The organism is Pseudomonas sp. X10 (genome assembly GCF_054889225.1).
The window spans coordinates 4,869,210-4,883,669 of sequence record NZ_CM142677.1 but is presented as its reverse complement, the minus strand read 5'-3'; the positions used below and the strand labels follow the sequence as shown (position 1 = coordinate 4,883,669).

Annotated in this window: 11 protein-coding genes; all 11 read left to right on the top strand. The window is 64.9% G+C overall.

Annotation, left to right across the window (positions count from 1 at the left end):
* The first annotated feature begins 22 nt into the window (after positions 1–22).
* The 11 genes from ACYU03_RS22270 (at position 23) to ACYU03_RS22220 (ending at position 14,436) form a co-directional block, all read left to right on the top strand.
* A complete protein-coding gene (locus ACYU03_RS22270) occupies positions 23–1,330 on the top strand; it encodes an NtaA/DmoA family FMN-dependent monooxygenase (RefSeq protein WP_461886773.1) in 1,308 nt (435 codons plus the stop codon).
* Positions 1,331–1,504: 174 nt separating this feature from the next.
* A complete protein-coding gene (locus ACYU03_RS22265; protein WP_461886772.1) occupies positions 1,505–2,269 on the top strand; it encodes an enoyl-CoA hydratase in 765 nt (254 codons plus the stop codon).
* 76 nt (positions 2,270–2,345) lie between these two features.
* A complete protein-coding gene (locus ACYU03_RS22260; RefSeq protein ID WP_461886771.1) occupies positions 2,346–2,990 on the top strand; it encodes a TetR family transcriptional regulator C-terminal domain-containing protein in 645 nt (214 codons plus the stop codon).
* A gap of 66 nt (positions 2,991–3,056) precedes the next feature.
* Positions 3,057–3,770 carry a response regulator gene (locus ACYU03_RS22255; RefSeq protein WP_461886770.1) on the top strand — a complete coding sequence of 238 codons (714 nt, stop codon included), beginning with the start codon at positions 3,057–3,059 and terminating at the stop codon, positions 3,768–3,770.
* Between the two features lie 4 nt (positions 3,771–3,774).
* On the top strand, positions 3,775–4,551 hold the full coding sequence (locus tag ACYU03_RS22250) for a substrate-binding periplasmic protein (RefSeq protein WP_461886769.1): 777 nt from the start codon (positions 3,775–3,777) through the stop codon (positions 4,549–4,551).
* Positions 4,548–6,806, top strand: coding sequence for an ATP-binding protein (locus ACYU03_RS22245; protein WP_461886768.1), 2,259 nt, complete (start codon positions 4,548–4,550; stop codon positions 6,804–6,806). The genes ACYU03_RS22250 and ACYU03_RS22245 overlap by 4 nt, the downstream gene beginning before the upstream one ends.
* Positions 6,807–7,008: 202 nt before the next feature.
* A complete protein-coding gene (locus tag ACYU03_RS22240; RefSeq protein ID WP_461886767.1) occupies positions 7,009–8,430 on the top strand; it encodes an amino acid permease in 1,422 nt (473 codons plus the stop codon).
* 299 nt (positions 8,431–8,729) lie between these two features.
* On the top strand, positions 8,730–9,521 hold the full coding sequence (locus ACYU03_RS22235) for an enoyl-CoA hydratase/isomerase family protein (protein ID WP_461886766.1): 792 nt from the start codon (positions 8,730–8,732) through the stop codon (positions 9,519–9,521).
* Positions 9,522–9,546: 25 nt separating this feature from the next.
* On the top strand, positions 9,547–10,707 hold the full coding sequence (locus ACYU03_RS22230; protein WP_461886765.1) for an acyl-CoA dehydrogenase family protein: 1,161 nt from the start codon (positions 9,547–9,549) through the stop codon (positions 10,705–10,707).
* Positions 10,708–10,730: 23 nt separating this feature from the next.
* Complete coding sequence (locus ACYU03_RS22225; protein ID WP_461891527.1) at positions 10,731–12,842, top strand: acetate--CoA ligase family protein; 2,112 nt, start codon at positions 10,731–10,733, stop codon at positions 12,840–12,842.
* Entirely contained in the window at positions 12,826–14,436 is a 1,611-nt protein-coding gene (locus ACYU03_RS22220) for a 5-guanidino-2-oxopentanoate decarboxylase (RefSeq protein WP_461886764.1), read from the top strand. The genes ACYU03_RS22225 and ACYU03_RS22220 overlap by 17 nt, the downstream gene beginning before the upstream one ends.
* Positions 14,437–14,460: the final 24 nt, after the last annotated feature.

Sequence of the window (14,460 nt, the reverse complement as noted above, 5' to 3'; positions counted from 1 at the left end):
CGGATAAGGAGATAGCGAAAAGATGACCACCCCTAGACGCTTGCATATCGGCATGTCGCTCGCGCCCACCTGGCTCAGTGGCGATGCCTGGCGCCGGGCGGACAGCAATATCGAGGGCATTTACACTGCTGATTTCGCCATCGACATCGCCAAGCGTTCCGAGGCCGTCCACCTCGATTTCGTCTTTCGCCCGGACGTGAGTTGCCTGCCCATGGACGTACTGGAAACCGGCTCCGGATTCGCCAGCCTCGACCCCACCGTGCTGTTGGCCGCCGTTGCCCGTGAAACCTCGCGCATTGGCTTGGTCTCGACTGTGTCGACCACCTTCTTCCCGCCCTATGCGGTCGCGCGGCAATTGCAGTCGTTGCATTGGCTGAGCAATGGCCGTGCGGGCTGGAACATCGTCACGGCCCTGCAGGGGCACGAGAACTTCGGCCTCGATGCGATGCCCTGCGCCGAAGCGCGCTATGAACGGGCGGCCGAGTTCACCCAAGTGGTTCGCAAACTGTGGGACAGCTTCCCGCATGAGGCCTTGCTGGTGGACCGTGAGCAAGGGTGTTACGCCGATGCGTCCAAGGTGCGTCCCATCGACCATGATGGCCGTCACCTACGGGTGAAAGGGCCGCTCAACCTGCCTGCGTTCGCCAACGCCCGCATCCCGCTGGTACAGGCAGGCGCGTCGGACAGTGGCCGTGACTTCGCGGCCTCAGTGGCTGACCTGGTGTTTGCCCCGACCCCGGACATCGACGCCGCCTTGGAACTGCGGCGCGACCTGTCCCGGCGGGCCGAGCGGCATGGGCGCATGGCCTGCGATGTACGCTTGTTGCCTGGGCTGAGCCTGTACCTGGCCCCGACCCGTGAGCAAGCCCGCGAGATGTTCCTGCAGACCCACGCGCGGATGGACAGGGCCAGGAAGTTTGCCTCGATCAAGCAGATGATCGGCCTGGACCTGGCGGACTGGCCGCTGGACCGTGAGATCAACGCGGCCGACCTGCCCGCGCCGGTGCAGAACCCTGGCAGCCGTACCCATACCAATCTGCTGCGCCGTTTGATCGAGCGCGAGTCATTGCGCCTGGACGAGCTGTTGTTGCGGCCAGAAGTCATATCCGCGGCCCACTGGCAGGTTATCGGCACCGTCGACGATGCCGTGGAGCAGATCGCCGCCTGGGCTGGCGCAGGTGCGATCGATGGGTTCATCGCCGCCCCTGGCGGCTCGGTGGGGTCGATGCACCTGTTCCTGGAACAGGTCGTGCCACGCCTGGTCGAGGCCGGGCTGTTTCGCGAACGCTATCAGGGCACGACCTTCATGGAGCACCTCGAAGCGCCTTGAGCGGCGCCCGGAGAGCGGCAGGTACGGTGCGCGGCAGGTCGCCTGTGGTATCGGCCTGGCCTTGTAGCGTTTTGTGCGGATTTGTAATTCGGACGATAACCCGCACGGGCGGGCTGCTTATACTCGGCCTTCGCCTGCCCCAACCGTATGTGCCGACAAGAATAAGGATGTGCCATGAACGACCTTGCCATCAGCACCGACAACGGTGTGCTGACCATTGCTTTCAATCGTCCGCAAAAGAAGAACGCCCTCACCGCCGCGATGTACCAGGTACTGGCCTCGCACCTACAGGCGGCGGCCGAGGATCGGCAAGTGCGGGTGGTGCTGGTGCACGGAGACCCCGATGCATTCTGCGCCGGCAACGACCTGGGTGATTTTCTCGACAATCCACCGCAGGCGTTCGATGCTCCGGTATGGGCGTTTTTGCGGGTGCTCAGCGCCTTCCCCAAACCAGTTGTCGCAGCTGTCAGCGGCGTAGCGGTAGGTGTCGGCACGACCATGCTGCTGCATTGCGACCTGGTCTACGCGGCTGACAACGCCCGCTTCAGCCTGCCTTTCGTCAATCTCGGGCTATGTCCAGAGGCGGCCTCAAGCCTGTTGCTGCCACGGGTGATGGGTTATCCGGCGGCAGCGGAGGCGCTGTTGACGGGCGAAGCCTTCGACGCCGACGTGGCTTTGCAGGCGAACCTGGTCAGCCGGGTACTGCCGGTCGAACAACTGCTGGATTTCGCCCGCCTGCAGGCGGGCAAGATTGCCGACAAGCCGGCCGCCGCTGTTGGCCAGGCCAAACGCCTGCTCAAGATGGGGGCTGCTGCCGAGGTCCGCGAGCGTATCGACGAGGAGGCGCGGGTGTTCGGGCAGATGGTCGCTGGCCCTGAGGCCCGCGAGGCCTTCAGCGCCTTCACCGAGAAGCGCAAGCCGGATTTCAGCCGCCTCTGAGCGAGCGCACATCGCGGTTCTATTGATCCCGGCTGTTGTTGTACAGTCGTTCAGCCCCCATCGCGCGAGTACCTTCATGAGCCAGGAAGTCCGTTACAGCCGCATGTTGCCCGACGCACGCAAGGCCAACCTGGTCGAGGCGACGCTGGTCTGCCTCAAACGCCATGGTTTCCAGGGGGCTTCGATCCGCAAGATCTGCGCCGAGGCCGGGGTTTCGGTGGGCTTGATCAGCCATCACTATTCAGGGAAGGACGAGTTGGTGGCCGAAGCCTACATGGCGGTCACCGGGCAGGTCATGGCGGTGCTGCGCGAGGCCATGTCCCAGGCGGCCCCCAATGCCCGTGAACGCCTCTCGGCATTCTTTCGTGGTTCATTCAGCGCTGAACTGCTCAACCCACAGCTGCTCGATGCCTGGCTGGCGTTCTGGGGGGCGGTGAAAACCGCCGACGCAATCAACCAGGTGCATGACCACTCCTACGGTGAATACCGCAATGAGCTAGCGCGGCTGCTGGCGGAGCTGGCCGTGGAGGAGGGCTGGCAAGCCTTCGACGCGGACCTTGCCGCGATCAGCTTGAGTGCCCTGCTCGATGGCTTGTGGCTGGAGTCGGGGCTCAACCCGGGCACCTTCAGCCCCGAGCAGGGGATTCAGATCTGCGAGGCCTGGGTCGATGGCCTGCTGGCTGGCGGGCGGCGGCGTTTTACCTTGGTGGGGGGCTGTTGATCGATCGTTCAGTAAAGGCTACTCTGCTGGCGGCTCACAACATCAATAAGAAAGAGACGACACGCCATGATGCCTCGGGTACTGATCGTCGACGACGATCCGCTCATCCGCGAGCTGCTCCAGAGCTACTTGGGGCAGGAATGCTACGACGTGCACTGCGCGGCCACTGCCGAGCAGGCCGAAGTCGTGCTGGCCGAGCACGACATTGACCTGGTACTGCTGGATATCCGCCTGCCGGGCAAGGATGGCTTGACCCTGACCCGCGAGCTGCGGGTGCGTTCCGAGGTTGGCATCATCCTCATCACCGGGCGCAACGACGATATTGACCGCATCGTCGGCTTGGAATGCGGTGCCGATGACTATGTCATCAAACCCCTCAATCCCCGTGAACTGGTGTCGCGTGCCAAGAACCTGGTACGTCGTGTGCAGCATGCCCGGCAGGCGGCGCCGGTGGCGATCAAGCGCTCGCTCAAACAGTTCGCTGACTGGGCCCTGGACATCGACCGTCGGCGCCTGATCGATCCGCGTGGCGGCGAGACCCTGCTGACCCAGGGCGAATTCCAGTTGCTCAGCGTGTTCCTGCGCAACAGTGGCCATACCCTGACCCGTGACCAACTGATGGATCAGATCCGCAACCGCGAATGGGTGCCCAACGACCGTTCCATCGATGTGCTGGTCGGGCGCCTGCGGCGCAAGCTGCACGACGACCCGGCCGAGCCACAATTGATCATCACTATCCACGGCGCCGGCTACCTGTTCACCGCTGGCGTCGCGGCCTGAACCCGTGCGACTGACCTGGCTGGCGTTGTTCTGGCTGCTGGGCGCTACCGTGGCGCAGGCGGCCGACACGGTGCGCTACTGCGATTACCCGGTCTATCCGCCGGTATCCTGGAGCGATGGCCGCCAGGTCCGTGGCCTGGCGCCGACCGTGGTGCGTCAGGTGTTCGCCCGCCTGGGGTACGAGGTCGAGACCGTCGTGCTGGGCAACTGGAAGCGTTGCCTGCTCGATGCCGCTGAAGGACGCGTCGACGTGGTGCTGGCCTACCGCTCGAGCCAGCGCGCCCAAGGCATGTCGTTTTCCCGGGTACCGGTGCTGCGCGAGGAGGTGGCGGTGTTCGTCGACCGCCGCCGTCCGCTGCATGTCGAACGTCTGGAAGACCTGGCCGGGCACCGTGGCGGCCTGTTGTTCGGCGAGAGCTATGGTCCGGCTTTCGACCGCTTCGTGGCCCGTGAACAGAACATCGAGTGGGTCGCCAGCAGCGCGCAGAATTTCGGCAAGCTGCTGCGCGGACGCATCGATTTTGTGATCCAGGAGCGGCGCACTGGACGGTTGTTCATCGAGCACCTGCAAGGTGGCGAGCACATCCAGGAACTGCCCGTCGCTTTGAGCCGGGACTACCTGCGTCTGGCAGTCTCGCGGCGCTCGCCACTGAGCACGCAGATGGCCCGGATCGATGCCGAGCTGAAGCAGATGAGCGACAGTGGCGAGATCGAACGCTGGCTGGATGAAAGCGAGGTGACCTACCGCGACATGGCCAGCCTGCCAGCAGGTGCCCGATGATGCGTCTGCGTCCCAGCGCCTTGCTGCGCCGGCTGCTGCGTTTCATCCTGCTGTTCAGCCTGTGTTTCACCGTACTGGCCAGCAGTGTCCAGCTGTATTTCGAATACCGCCGGGAAATGCGCGACATCGACTCGCGCATGGCCCTGATCCGTGATGGCTACCTGGCTAGCCTGGAGCGCAGCCTGTGGGACCTCAACCAAGAGCAGCTCACCATGCAGTTGCGTGGCTTAGTGGACTTCTCCGACGTGGCCCAGGTGCGCCTGAACAGCGCCGACTTCCAGTTGCAGCAAGGTGAGGCGGCGCCGAGCGGGCCGTTGCGCACCGAGCGTTTTTCCCTCGACTACCAGCCGCCCTCCGGGGCGCTGCGCCACCTCGGCGAGCTGGAAGTGAGCATCGACCTCGGTGCGGTTAAGCAGCGCCTGTTCGCCACGGGGCTGGCCAGCTTGCTGTGGATGAGCCTGTTCCTCTGTGGCCTGGCCTTGGCCCTGTCCTGGTTGTTCCATCGCCTGGTGACCCGCCACCTATTGGTGATGGCCGATTTCGCCCGGCGCATCGGCGCAGGCCAGTGGCACGAAGCGTTGCGCCTGGACCGGTGCAGCACCGCCACGGACGATGAGATCGACAGCGTTGCCCACGCCTTGGACGACATGCGCCGGGCTATCCTCAGTGACATCGAGCGCCGTGAGCAGGATCGCCTGGCCCTGCAGGACAAGCGCGACGAATTGCAGAAGCAGGTCGAGCGGCGTACCGCCAGCCTGCGCCGAGCCAAGGAGGAGGCCGAGGCCGCCAACCGGGCCAAGTCGCGTTTCCTGGCGACCATGAGCCACGAGTTGCGCACCCCGCTCAATGGCATTCTCGGCATGGCCGAGCTGTTGCGCGGCGCCGAACTCGACGCGCTGGCGCGCAAGCGCCTGGAAGCCCTGTACAAGGCCGCCGACGGGCTGCTTGGCATCCTCAACGAAGTGCTGTACTTCGCCCGCCTGGAGGAGGGCGAGAGTCATCCTGAGCCGGTCGACTTCTCCTTGCGTCAGCTGTGCGACGAAGTGCTGACCCTGCTCGAGCCCCGGGCCTTGGCCAATGACAGTGTGCTCGAGTGCCGCATCGACCCGCGCCTGGCCCCGGCCCAGCGTGGTGTCGAACAGTACCTGCGCCAGGTGCTGAGCAACCTCTTGGCCAATGCGATCAAGTTCACCGAGGGTGGCCAGGTGGTGCTCGAGGTGCAGGTGTTGGGAGCGGCTGACGGTCAGCAGTTGCTGCGCCTGAGTGTCACCGACAACGGTATCGGCATCGCCGAAGCAGCGCAGGCCCGGATCTTCGAGCGCTTCAGTCAGGCCAGCGAAGCGGTGGCCCGTCGCTATGGCGGCACCGGCCTGGGGTTGGCGATCAGCAAGCACCTGGTCGAGCAATTGGGTGGGCGCATCGGTGTACGCAGCCACGAGGGGGAGGGCAGCTGTTTCTGGCTGGAGCTGGCCTTGGCGCAGGCCGACGACCGAGCGCTCCAGGCCCAGTCGCAACCGTTGGCCGCTATCGCGCCCCTCGAGGTCCTGGTGGTGGAGGACGTGGCGCTGAACCGGGAGGTAGCGTGCGGACTGCTTGAGCGCGAAGGGCACCGGGTATGGTTGGCGGAGGACGCTGACGCGGCATTGGTATTGTGCGCGCAACGGCGTTTCGACCTGTTGTTGCTGGATGTGCACCTGCCAGGGCTGAGCGGGATCGAGCTGTGCCGGCAGATACGCACCAGTGCTGGACCGAACCGCGCCACGCGCGCCCTCGCACTGACCGCCAGCGTACAGCCGGGGCTGCTAGGCAGCTACCTGGATTCGGGCATGCAAGGCGTGTTGGGCAAGCCACTGAAACTGGCCGAATTACGTCGTGCCCTGGCCGACGAGGCCTGCCCAGGGCCGGTAGCACCGGATGGGCTGCTGGACCAAGCCCTGTTGCAGACCCATCGCAGCCTGCTTGGCGAGCAGAAGCTGCACAGCCTACTGCAGAGCCTGCAGCGGACCCTGGACGACTACCGCCAGGCGTTGCTCGAGGCCATCGAGGCGGGAGACTGTAACGTCGCCGGTGAATTGGCCCATCGCCTGGCCGGCAGCAGCGCTTCGCTCGGCCTCAGCGGCCTGGCGGCAGCCTTGCGCCAGCTCGAGGACATCGCCCTGGAGCGTGATGGCTCAGCGTTGCAGGCGCTGTTGGTGCCGGTGCGTGAAGACTTGTTGCAGGCCCGGCGCACCCTGGATGCTCTGCTTGGCGGTTGAGTAACAGAAAACTTACGACTTTTTACATCTTCGATCCTGTCGATCAACGTGGCCTTACATCCCTTTCCAATAATCGAGGCAACCGCGCCTGCCGCGGCTCCTTCGAAGCTTATTGGAGAGAATAATAATGAACGACCGTAAAGCTTTCCCCGCGCCACGCCTGTCCCTGTCCACCTCCCAAGCCTTCAGCTGAGGTGCCGACATGAGCGACCCTACCGAACGCAAAGGCATCTACCTGACCCGTGCCCTGAAAAGCCGGCACATCTTCATGCTCTCGCTGGGCGGAGTGATCGGCACCGGCCTGTTCATGGGCTCGGGGGTGACCATCAACCAGGGCGGCCCGCTGGGCGCTGTGCTGGCCTACCTGGTAGCGGGATTTTTGATGTACCTGGTGATGGTGTGCCTGGGCGAGCTGTCGGTACAGATGCCCGTGTCCGGCTCGTTCCAGGCTCACGCCACCCAATACATCGGCCCGGCCACCGGCTTCATGATCGGCTGGGTCTACTGGATGAGCTGGGCCACCACCGTGGGCTTGGAGTTCACCGCCGCCGGCATGTTGATGCTGCGCTGGTTTCCCGAAGTGCCGGTGTGGTACTGGTCTGCGCTGTTCGTTGTCGTGCTGTTCGGCATCAACGCGATGGCCACCCGGGCTTTCGGCGAGGCCGAGTACTGGTTCGCGGGGATCAAGGTGCTGGCGATTCTGGCCTTCATCGTCATTGGCGTGTTGGTGATCTTCGGTGGCGTGCCGCTGGCCAGCGGCGAACCGGCACCGATGATGAGCAACCTGATCGGCGATTCGGCCTTCCCCAACGGCCTGCCGGCGGTGTTCGCGGTGATGATGACCGTGGTCTACGCCTTCCAGGGCTGCGAGATCATGGGCGTGGCCGCTGGCGAGACCGACCGGCCGGAAAAGAGCATCCCGCGTGCCGTACGCAACGTGGTGTTCCGTGTGCTGATCTTCTATGTATTGGCGATCGTGGTGCTGTCGGCCATCGTGCCATGGGAAAAGGCTGGGTTGGTGGAAAGTCCGTTCGTGCAGGTGTTCGACATGGTCGGCATTCCCTACGCGGCAGACTTGATGAACTTCGTCATCCTCACGGCCATCCTCTCGGTCGGCAACTCCGGGCTGTATGCCTCCACGCGTATCCTGTGGGCCATGTCCAAGACCAGCATGGCGCCGCGCAGCCTGTCTGTCTTGAGCTCGCGTGGGGTTCCGCTGCGGGCGCTGTCGATCACCCTGTGCTTCGCCTTGCTCTCGCTGCTGACCAGTTTTATTGCTGCCGACACTCTGTTCATGGTGCTGATGGCCGTCAGCGGCATGTCCGGCACCGTGACCTGGATCGTCATCGCCCTAGCCCAGTACCGTTTCCGCCGGGCCTTCCTGCGTGATGGCGGCAAGCTCGAGGACCTCAAGTACAAGGCGCCGCTGTACCCGTGGCTGCCGCTGCTGTGCATTGCCTTGTGCGCCTCGCTGTTCGTCTTTCTGGCTCTCGACGAAACCCAGCGGCTGTCACTGTACTGGGGCTTTGGCTTCATTGCCTTGTGCTATGGGGCGTACTTCGTGATCCAGCGTCGGCGCCAGGGCGCGATGACGCCGAACCTGCCGGCGCACGAGTTGCCCTGATGCCGGTCAGTTGCGGGACGTCAATTTGTGAGTGAAAAGAGGCCCGATGCTTTCGGGCCTCTTGCTTGCTACCGCGCGTGCCGGCCAGCGTGCTTGATCCGCGGCAGGTTGTGCGAAGTTGTAACAGCGGTCTTTCGTGATGTCTGACAACTCTTAATTTCTCTTTTAAAAACAAATAGATATTAATTTATTGCCACTGTTACATGGACGTGCAGCGGTGATTGCTCTCTTATTGAACACTTGTTTAGTATCGCCTCAGGTCCTACTCCTCACACCAACCACAATAATTCGAGGCCTGCATGACTACTCCATCGCCCCTGCTTTGCCAGGTTGAGGCCGGTGTCGCCCGGATCACCTTGAATCGTCCCGAACAGCGCAATGCGCTGGACATCCCCACCCTCAAGCAACTGCATGCGCTACTGGAGCAGTACAACAGCGATCCAGCCGTGCGGGTACTGGTGCTGACCGGCAGCGGCCGCAGTTTCTGCGCGGGCGCCGACCTGGCCGAATGGGCCGAGGCCGAGGCCCGTGGCGCTCTGGAAAGCTACGGCTGGACCGAGACGGCCCATGCCCTCATGCAGCGCCTGTACAGCATGGACAAGCCAACCATCGCCGCGATCAACGGCACCGCCGTGGGGGCTGGCATGGACCTGGCGCTGTGCTGCGACCTGCGCCTGGCCGCGCAGTCGGCGCGTTTCAAGGCTGGCTACACCAGCATGGCCTATTCGCCGGATGCTGGTGCCAGCTGGCACTTGCCACGGTTGATCGGCAGCGAGCAAGCCAAGCGCTTGTTGTTCCTCGATGAGCTGTGGGGCGCCGAACGGGCGTTGGCGGCAGGGCTGGTAGGGGAAGTCTGCGCCGATGAGCAACTGGCCTCCGCCAGCGCTGAATTGGCCGCGCGGCTGGCCCAGGGCCCGACCTTTGCCTATGCCCAGACCAAGCGCCTGCTGCGCGATAGCGCCCAGCGCAGCCTGGTTGAGCAACTGCAGGCCGAGTTGGCTGCTGGCCTGCTCTGTGGGCGCAGCGAGGACGGCGCCGAGGCCTTGCGCGCAGCCACGGAAAAACGTGCTCCCCGTTTTGTTGGCAAATGACCCTTCGACCTTCAGGAACAGCCCAATGAATTTCCAACTGAGCCAAGAACAAGAAATGTTGGTTGAGGCGGTACGCAGCTTCGTCGCCAAAGAGCTGCTGCCTTACGAAGAGGAAGTGGACCGGGCCGATGCAGTGTCCCCTGAGCTGGCCGCGCAGATCCGTGGCAAGGCCATCGCCGCAGGCTTCTATGCCTTCAACATGCCCGAGGAAGTCGGTGGCGGCGGGCTCGACTATGTGTCCCAGGCACTGATCGAGCGGGAGCTGTCGAAAGTCTCCTGGGCCTTGCATGTGTTCGTCGCCCGCCCATCGAAGATCCTCATGGCCTGCAAGGACGAACAGGTCAACGACTACCTTCTGCCGTGCATCCAGGGCGAGAAGATCGACTGTTTCGCCCTCACCGAACCGGGCGCCGGCTCCGATGCCAATGCCATCAAGACCCGCGCGGTGCGCGATGGCGATGACTTCGTCATCAACGGCAGCAAGCATTTCATCAGCCATGCCGGGTATGCCGATTTCGCCATCGTCTTCGCGGTCACTGACAGCTACGAGCACAACGGCCGCAAGCGCAACGCGGTCACCGCCTTGCTCGTCGACCGGGGGACACCGGGGCTGACCATCCGCCGCGGGCCCAAGTGCGTGAGCAACCGTGGCTACCACACCTATGAGCTGTTCTTCGACGATTGCCGGGTGCCGGCGAGCAAGGTGCTAGGCGAAGTCGGCAAGGGCTGGGAGGTGGCCAACGCCTGGCTCACCGCCGGCCGGGTGATGGTCGCCGCCAACTGCGTCGGCCAGGCCCAGCGAGCCCTTGACCTGTCGCTGCAATGGGCGGCCGACCGCAAGCAGTTCGGCCAGCCGATAGGCAGCTACCAAGGGGTGTCGTTCAAGCTGGCCGACATGGCCACGCAAATCCGCGCCGCCGAGCTGCTGACCCTGCACACCGCGTGGAAGATGGACCAGGGCAGCATGACCGATGGCGAGGCCGGCATGGCCAAGCTGTTTGCCAGCGAAGTGCTGGGCCGTTGTGCCGACGAGGCCGTGCAGATCTTCGGCGGCATGGGCCTGATGGACGAGGGACCGGTGGAACGGATCTGGCGCAACGCGCGGATCGAACGGGTCTGGGAAGGCACCTCGGAGATCCAGCGGCACATCATTTCCCGCGAGTTGCTGCGGCCACTGTTGCGCTGAAGGAGGGGAGAGCGATGTCGCAGATGCAGCGTGACAACCTCAAGCGGATGCTCGCACCGCGCCACCTGGCTTTTGTCGGTGGGCGCAGCATGGCCCGGGCGCTCAAGCGCTGCGCCGAAGGTGGCTACCAAGGGCCCATGTGGCTGGTCAACCCACAGCACGACAGCCTGGAGGGTATCCCCTGCGTGCGCAGCGTGGCCGAGTTGCCCTGCGCGCCGGACGCGGTGTTCATCGCCACCAACCGCGAGCTGACCTTGGCCTGCGTCGCCGAACTTGCCGCCAAGGGCGCCGGCGGGGCGATCTGCTACGCCTCTGGCTTCGCCGAAAGCGGCAGCGAGGGCCGAGTTTTACAAGAGCAACTGCTGGCGGCGGCCGGTGACATGGCGTTGCTTGGGCCCAACTGCTATGGTCTGCTCGACTACCTGCACAGCGCGGCCCTGTGGCCGGTGGCCCATGGCGGCAAGGCGGTGGATAAGGGCGTGGCGGTACTGACCCAGAGCGGCAACTTCGCCTACAACCTGTCGATGAGTGATCGCTCGCTGCCGGTGGCCTACATGGCCTCGGTGGGCAACCAGGCGCAATTGGGCATTGCTGAACTGATGGATGCGCTGCTCGATGAGCCCCGGGTCACAGCCATCGGCTTGCACCTGGAGGGCTTGAAGAATGTGCCGGGGTTCGCCCGCGCGGCCTACAAGGCGCTGGAGAAGGGCATTCCGATCATCGCTCTGAAAACGGGGGTTTCGCAGATCGGCGCCGAACTGGCGCTCAGCCACACCAGCTCCCTTTCGGGCTCCGATGCGTTGTACGACGCCCTGTTCGAACGCCTTGGAGTGATCCGCGTCAGTGGCCCGGTCAGTTTCGCCGAGACGCTCAAGGCCGCGGCGTGCGGCAACCTGCCCAAGGGCGAGCGGTTGATCGCCCTGGCGTGCTCCGGAGGCGATGCCGGCTTGATCGCCGACTATGCCGAAAGCAACGGCTTGGGCCTGCCTGCGCTGGATCAGGGGCAGGTGGCAGCGCTCAGCGAGGTGCTGCCGGCTTATGCCAACCTGGTCAATCCTCTGGACTTCACCACTGCGATCTGGGGCGATGGCCCGGCGCTGCAACGCATGCTCGACAGCGCGCTGCACAGCGAGGCCGATGCGGCGATGCTGGTGCTCGATTACCCGGCCGAGTTCACTGGCGAGCGCCAGGAGTGCGACCTGCTGCTCGAGCTGTTTTGCGCCGCGCTTTCCCGTCAGGGCAAGGTCGGTTTCGTTACGTCGGCCTTCCCAGAGCTGTTGCCGGCCAGTGCCCGCCAACGCCTGCATGCTCAAGGCGTGCCGGCGCTGCAGGGGGTGGAGGATGGCCTGGCTGCCTGGGGCCGCATCGCCGGCTACCAGCGTAACCGTCAACGCTTGCTCGAACGCGGCGAAGCCGCGCTGGTGCCTGTGTGCCCAGCAGCGCTGCAGGATGATGGCCAGTTGCTGGACGAGTGGGCGTCGAAGCAGGCCCTGCGTGCCTTCGGCCTACCCACGCCGAACGGCGTGTTGAGCACTGCGCAACACGCCCACGTGGATGCCGAAGCCCTGGGCTACCCGCTGGTCTTGAAGGCGGTCAGCGCGCAACTGCCGCACAAGACCGAAGCCGGTGCGGTGGCGTTGAACCTGGTCGATGGCGCGGCCCTGGCGGCGGCACTCACTCAGATGCGCAGCCGCATCGCCGTCCATGCACCGCAGGTGGCGTTTGACCGGGTGTTGCTCGAACCTATGGCCAGTGTGCCACTGGCCGAGCTGATCGTCGGCATCAAGCGTGAGAACGATTTCGGACTGGCCCTGGTGATCGGGGCGGGCGGTGTGTTGGTCGAGTTGCTCAAGGACAGCAAGAGCCTGCTGCTGCCGACCACCGACGCGGCGATCCGCAACGCCGTGCTTGGCCTGCGCAGCGCCGCGCTGCTGCAGGGTTTTCGCGGCCGTCCGGCAGCGGACCTGGACGCCGTGGTGGCGGCCATCCGCGCCGTCGCCGACTACGCCTGCGAGCATGCCGCCCAGTTACTTGAACTGGATGTGAACCCCTTGTTGGTCGGAGCCGATGGCGTGACTGCCGTCGACGCTTTGATCCGCCTCGCCCAGGAGCAGAAACATGAGCGACAACACTGAACTGACCGCTGGCCAGGCCCTGGTCCGGCTGCTGGCCAACTACGGCGTCGACACAGTCTTCGGCATCCCCGGGGTCCATACCCTGGAGCTGTACCGTGGTTTGCCTGGCAGTGGCATTCGCCATGTCCTGACCCGTCATGAGCAAGGTGCTGGCTTCATGGCCGACGGCTATGCGCGGGTCAGCGGCAAGCCGGGCGTGTGCTTCGTCATCACCGGGCCGGGGGTGACCAATGTCGCCACCGCGATCGGCCAGGCCCATGCCGACTCGATTCCCATGCTGGTGATTTCCAGCGTCAACCACAGCGCCAGCCTGGGCAAAGGCTGGGGTTGTTTGCATGAGACCCAGGACCAGCGCGCCATGACCGCGCCGATCACCGCCTTCTCGGCCCTGGCCCTGAGCCCCGAGGACCTGCCCGAGCTGATCGCCCGGGCCTGGGCGGTGTTCGACAGCGAGCGGCCCAGGCCGGTGCATATCTCCGTGCCACTGGACGTGCTAGGCGCGCCAGTGGCGCATGACTGGAGCGGTGACGTGCGCCACCGCCCCGGCCGTGGCCTGCCGGACAGTGCCAGCTTGGAGCAGGCCGCAGCACGCCTGGCGGCGGCACGTAGTCCGATGATCATCGCCGGGGGCGGGGCCGTGGAGGCGGCTGCACAGTTGCAGGCGTTGGCCACGCGCCTGGGCGCGGTGTGCTTCAGCAGTGTCGCTGGCAAAGGCCTGTTCCCTGTCGATTCGCCGCTCAATGCTGGCGCCACTCTGTGTGTCGAGCCCGGTTGGGAACTGATCGCCCAGGCTGATGTGGTGCTGGCCGTGGGCACCGAGATGGCCGATACGGATTTCTGGCGTGAACGCTTGCCGCTGACCGGCGAGTTGTTGCGGGTGGACATCGACCCACGCAAGTTCAACGACTTCTACCCCTGCAGCCTGGCGCTGCAGGGCGATGCCCGGCAGACCCTCGGCGCGTTGCTCGAGCACCTGCCAGACATCCCACGCGACAGCAGCGCTGCCTGCGCTGCAGTGGCGCGCTTGCGCAGCGCGGTGCGGGCCGCCCATGGGCCGCTGCAGGCGACTCACCAGGCTATCCTCGACCGGGTTGCCGCGGTGCTGCCAGACAATGCCTTCATCAGCAGCGACATGACCCAGTTGGCCTATACCGGCAACTATGTGTTCAACAGTCGTGCTCCCCGCAGCTGGTTGCACCCGACCGGCTACGGCACCCTAGGCTACGGGCTGCCAGCCGGCATCGGCGGCATGTTCGCCAGCGGCGACCGCCCAGGCCTGGTGCTGGTGGGCGATGGTGGTTTCCTCTACACCGCCCAGGAGCTGGCCACCGCCGTCGAGGAACTGGACCGCCCGTTGGTGGTGCTGCTGTGGAACAACGATGCCTTGGGGCAGATCCGCGATGACATGCTGGGCCTGGACATCGAGCCTATCGGCGTGCTGCCGCGCAACCCCGATTTCGCCGCCCTCGGCAGCGCCTTTGGCTGCCATGTGGCCCAGCCCCAGGACCTCGACGCGCTGCAGCGCGAGCTGCGCGCAGGCTTTGCCCGCAACGGCGTGACCTTGATCGAGATCAAGCATGCTTGCGCCCGCTGACCCATCACTTCGCGACAGGAAGAC

What these genes read in the sequence shown, in the direction of transcription:
- ACYU03_RS22270 (WP_461886773.1), top strand. Translation starts at nt 23, where the DNA reads ATGACCACCCCTAGACGCTTGCATATCGGCATGTCGCTCGCGCCCACC.
- ACYU03_RS22265 (WP_461886772.1), top strand. Translation starts at nt 1,505, where the DNA reads ATGAACGACCTTGCCATCAGCACCGACAACGGTGTGCTGACCATTGCT.
- ACYU03_RS22260 (WP_461886771.1), top strand. Translation starts at nt 2,346, where the DNA reads ATGAGCCAGGAAGTCCGTTACAGCCGCATGTTGCCCGACGCACGCAAG.
- ACYU03_RS22255 (WP_461886770.1), top strand. Translation starts at nt 3,057, where the DNA reads ATGATGCCTCGGGTACTGATCGTCGACGACGATCCGCTCATCCGCGAG.
- ACYU03_RS22245 (WP_461886768.1), top strand. Translation starts at nt 4,548, where the DNA reads ATGATGCGTCTGCGTCCCAGCGCCTTGCTGCGCCGGCTGCTGCGTTTC.
- ACYU03_RS22240 (WP_461886767.1), top strand. Translation starts at nt 7,009, where the DNA reads ATGAGCGACCCTACCGAACGCAAAGGCATCTACCTGACCCGTGCCCTG.
- ACYU03_RS22235 (WP_461886766.1), top strand. Translation starts at nt 8,730, where the DNA reads ATGACTACTCCATCGCCCCTGCTTTGCCAGGTTGAGGCCGGTGTCGCC.
- ACYU03_RS22230 (WP_461886765.1), top strand. Translation starts at nt 9,547, where the DNA reads ATGAATTTCCAACTGAGCCAAGAACAAGAAATGTTGGTTGAGGCGGTA.
- ACYU03_RS22225 (WP_461891527.1), top strand. Translation starts at nt 10,731, where the DNA reads ATGCAGCGTGACAACCTCAAGCGGATGCTCGCACCGCGCCACCTGGCT.
- ACYU03_RS22220 (WP_461886764.1), top strand. Translation starts at nt 12,826, where the DNA reads ATGAGCGACAACACTGAACTGACCGCTGGCCAGGCCCTGGTCCGGCTG.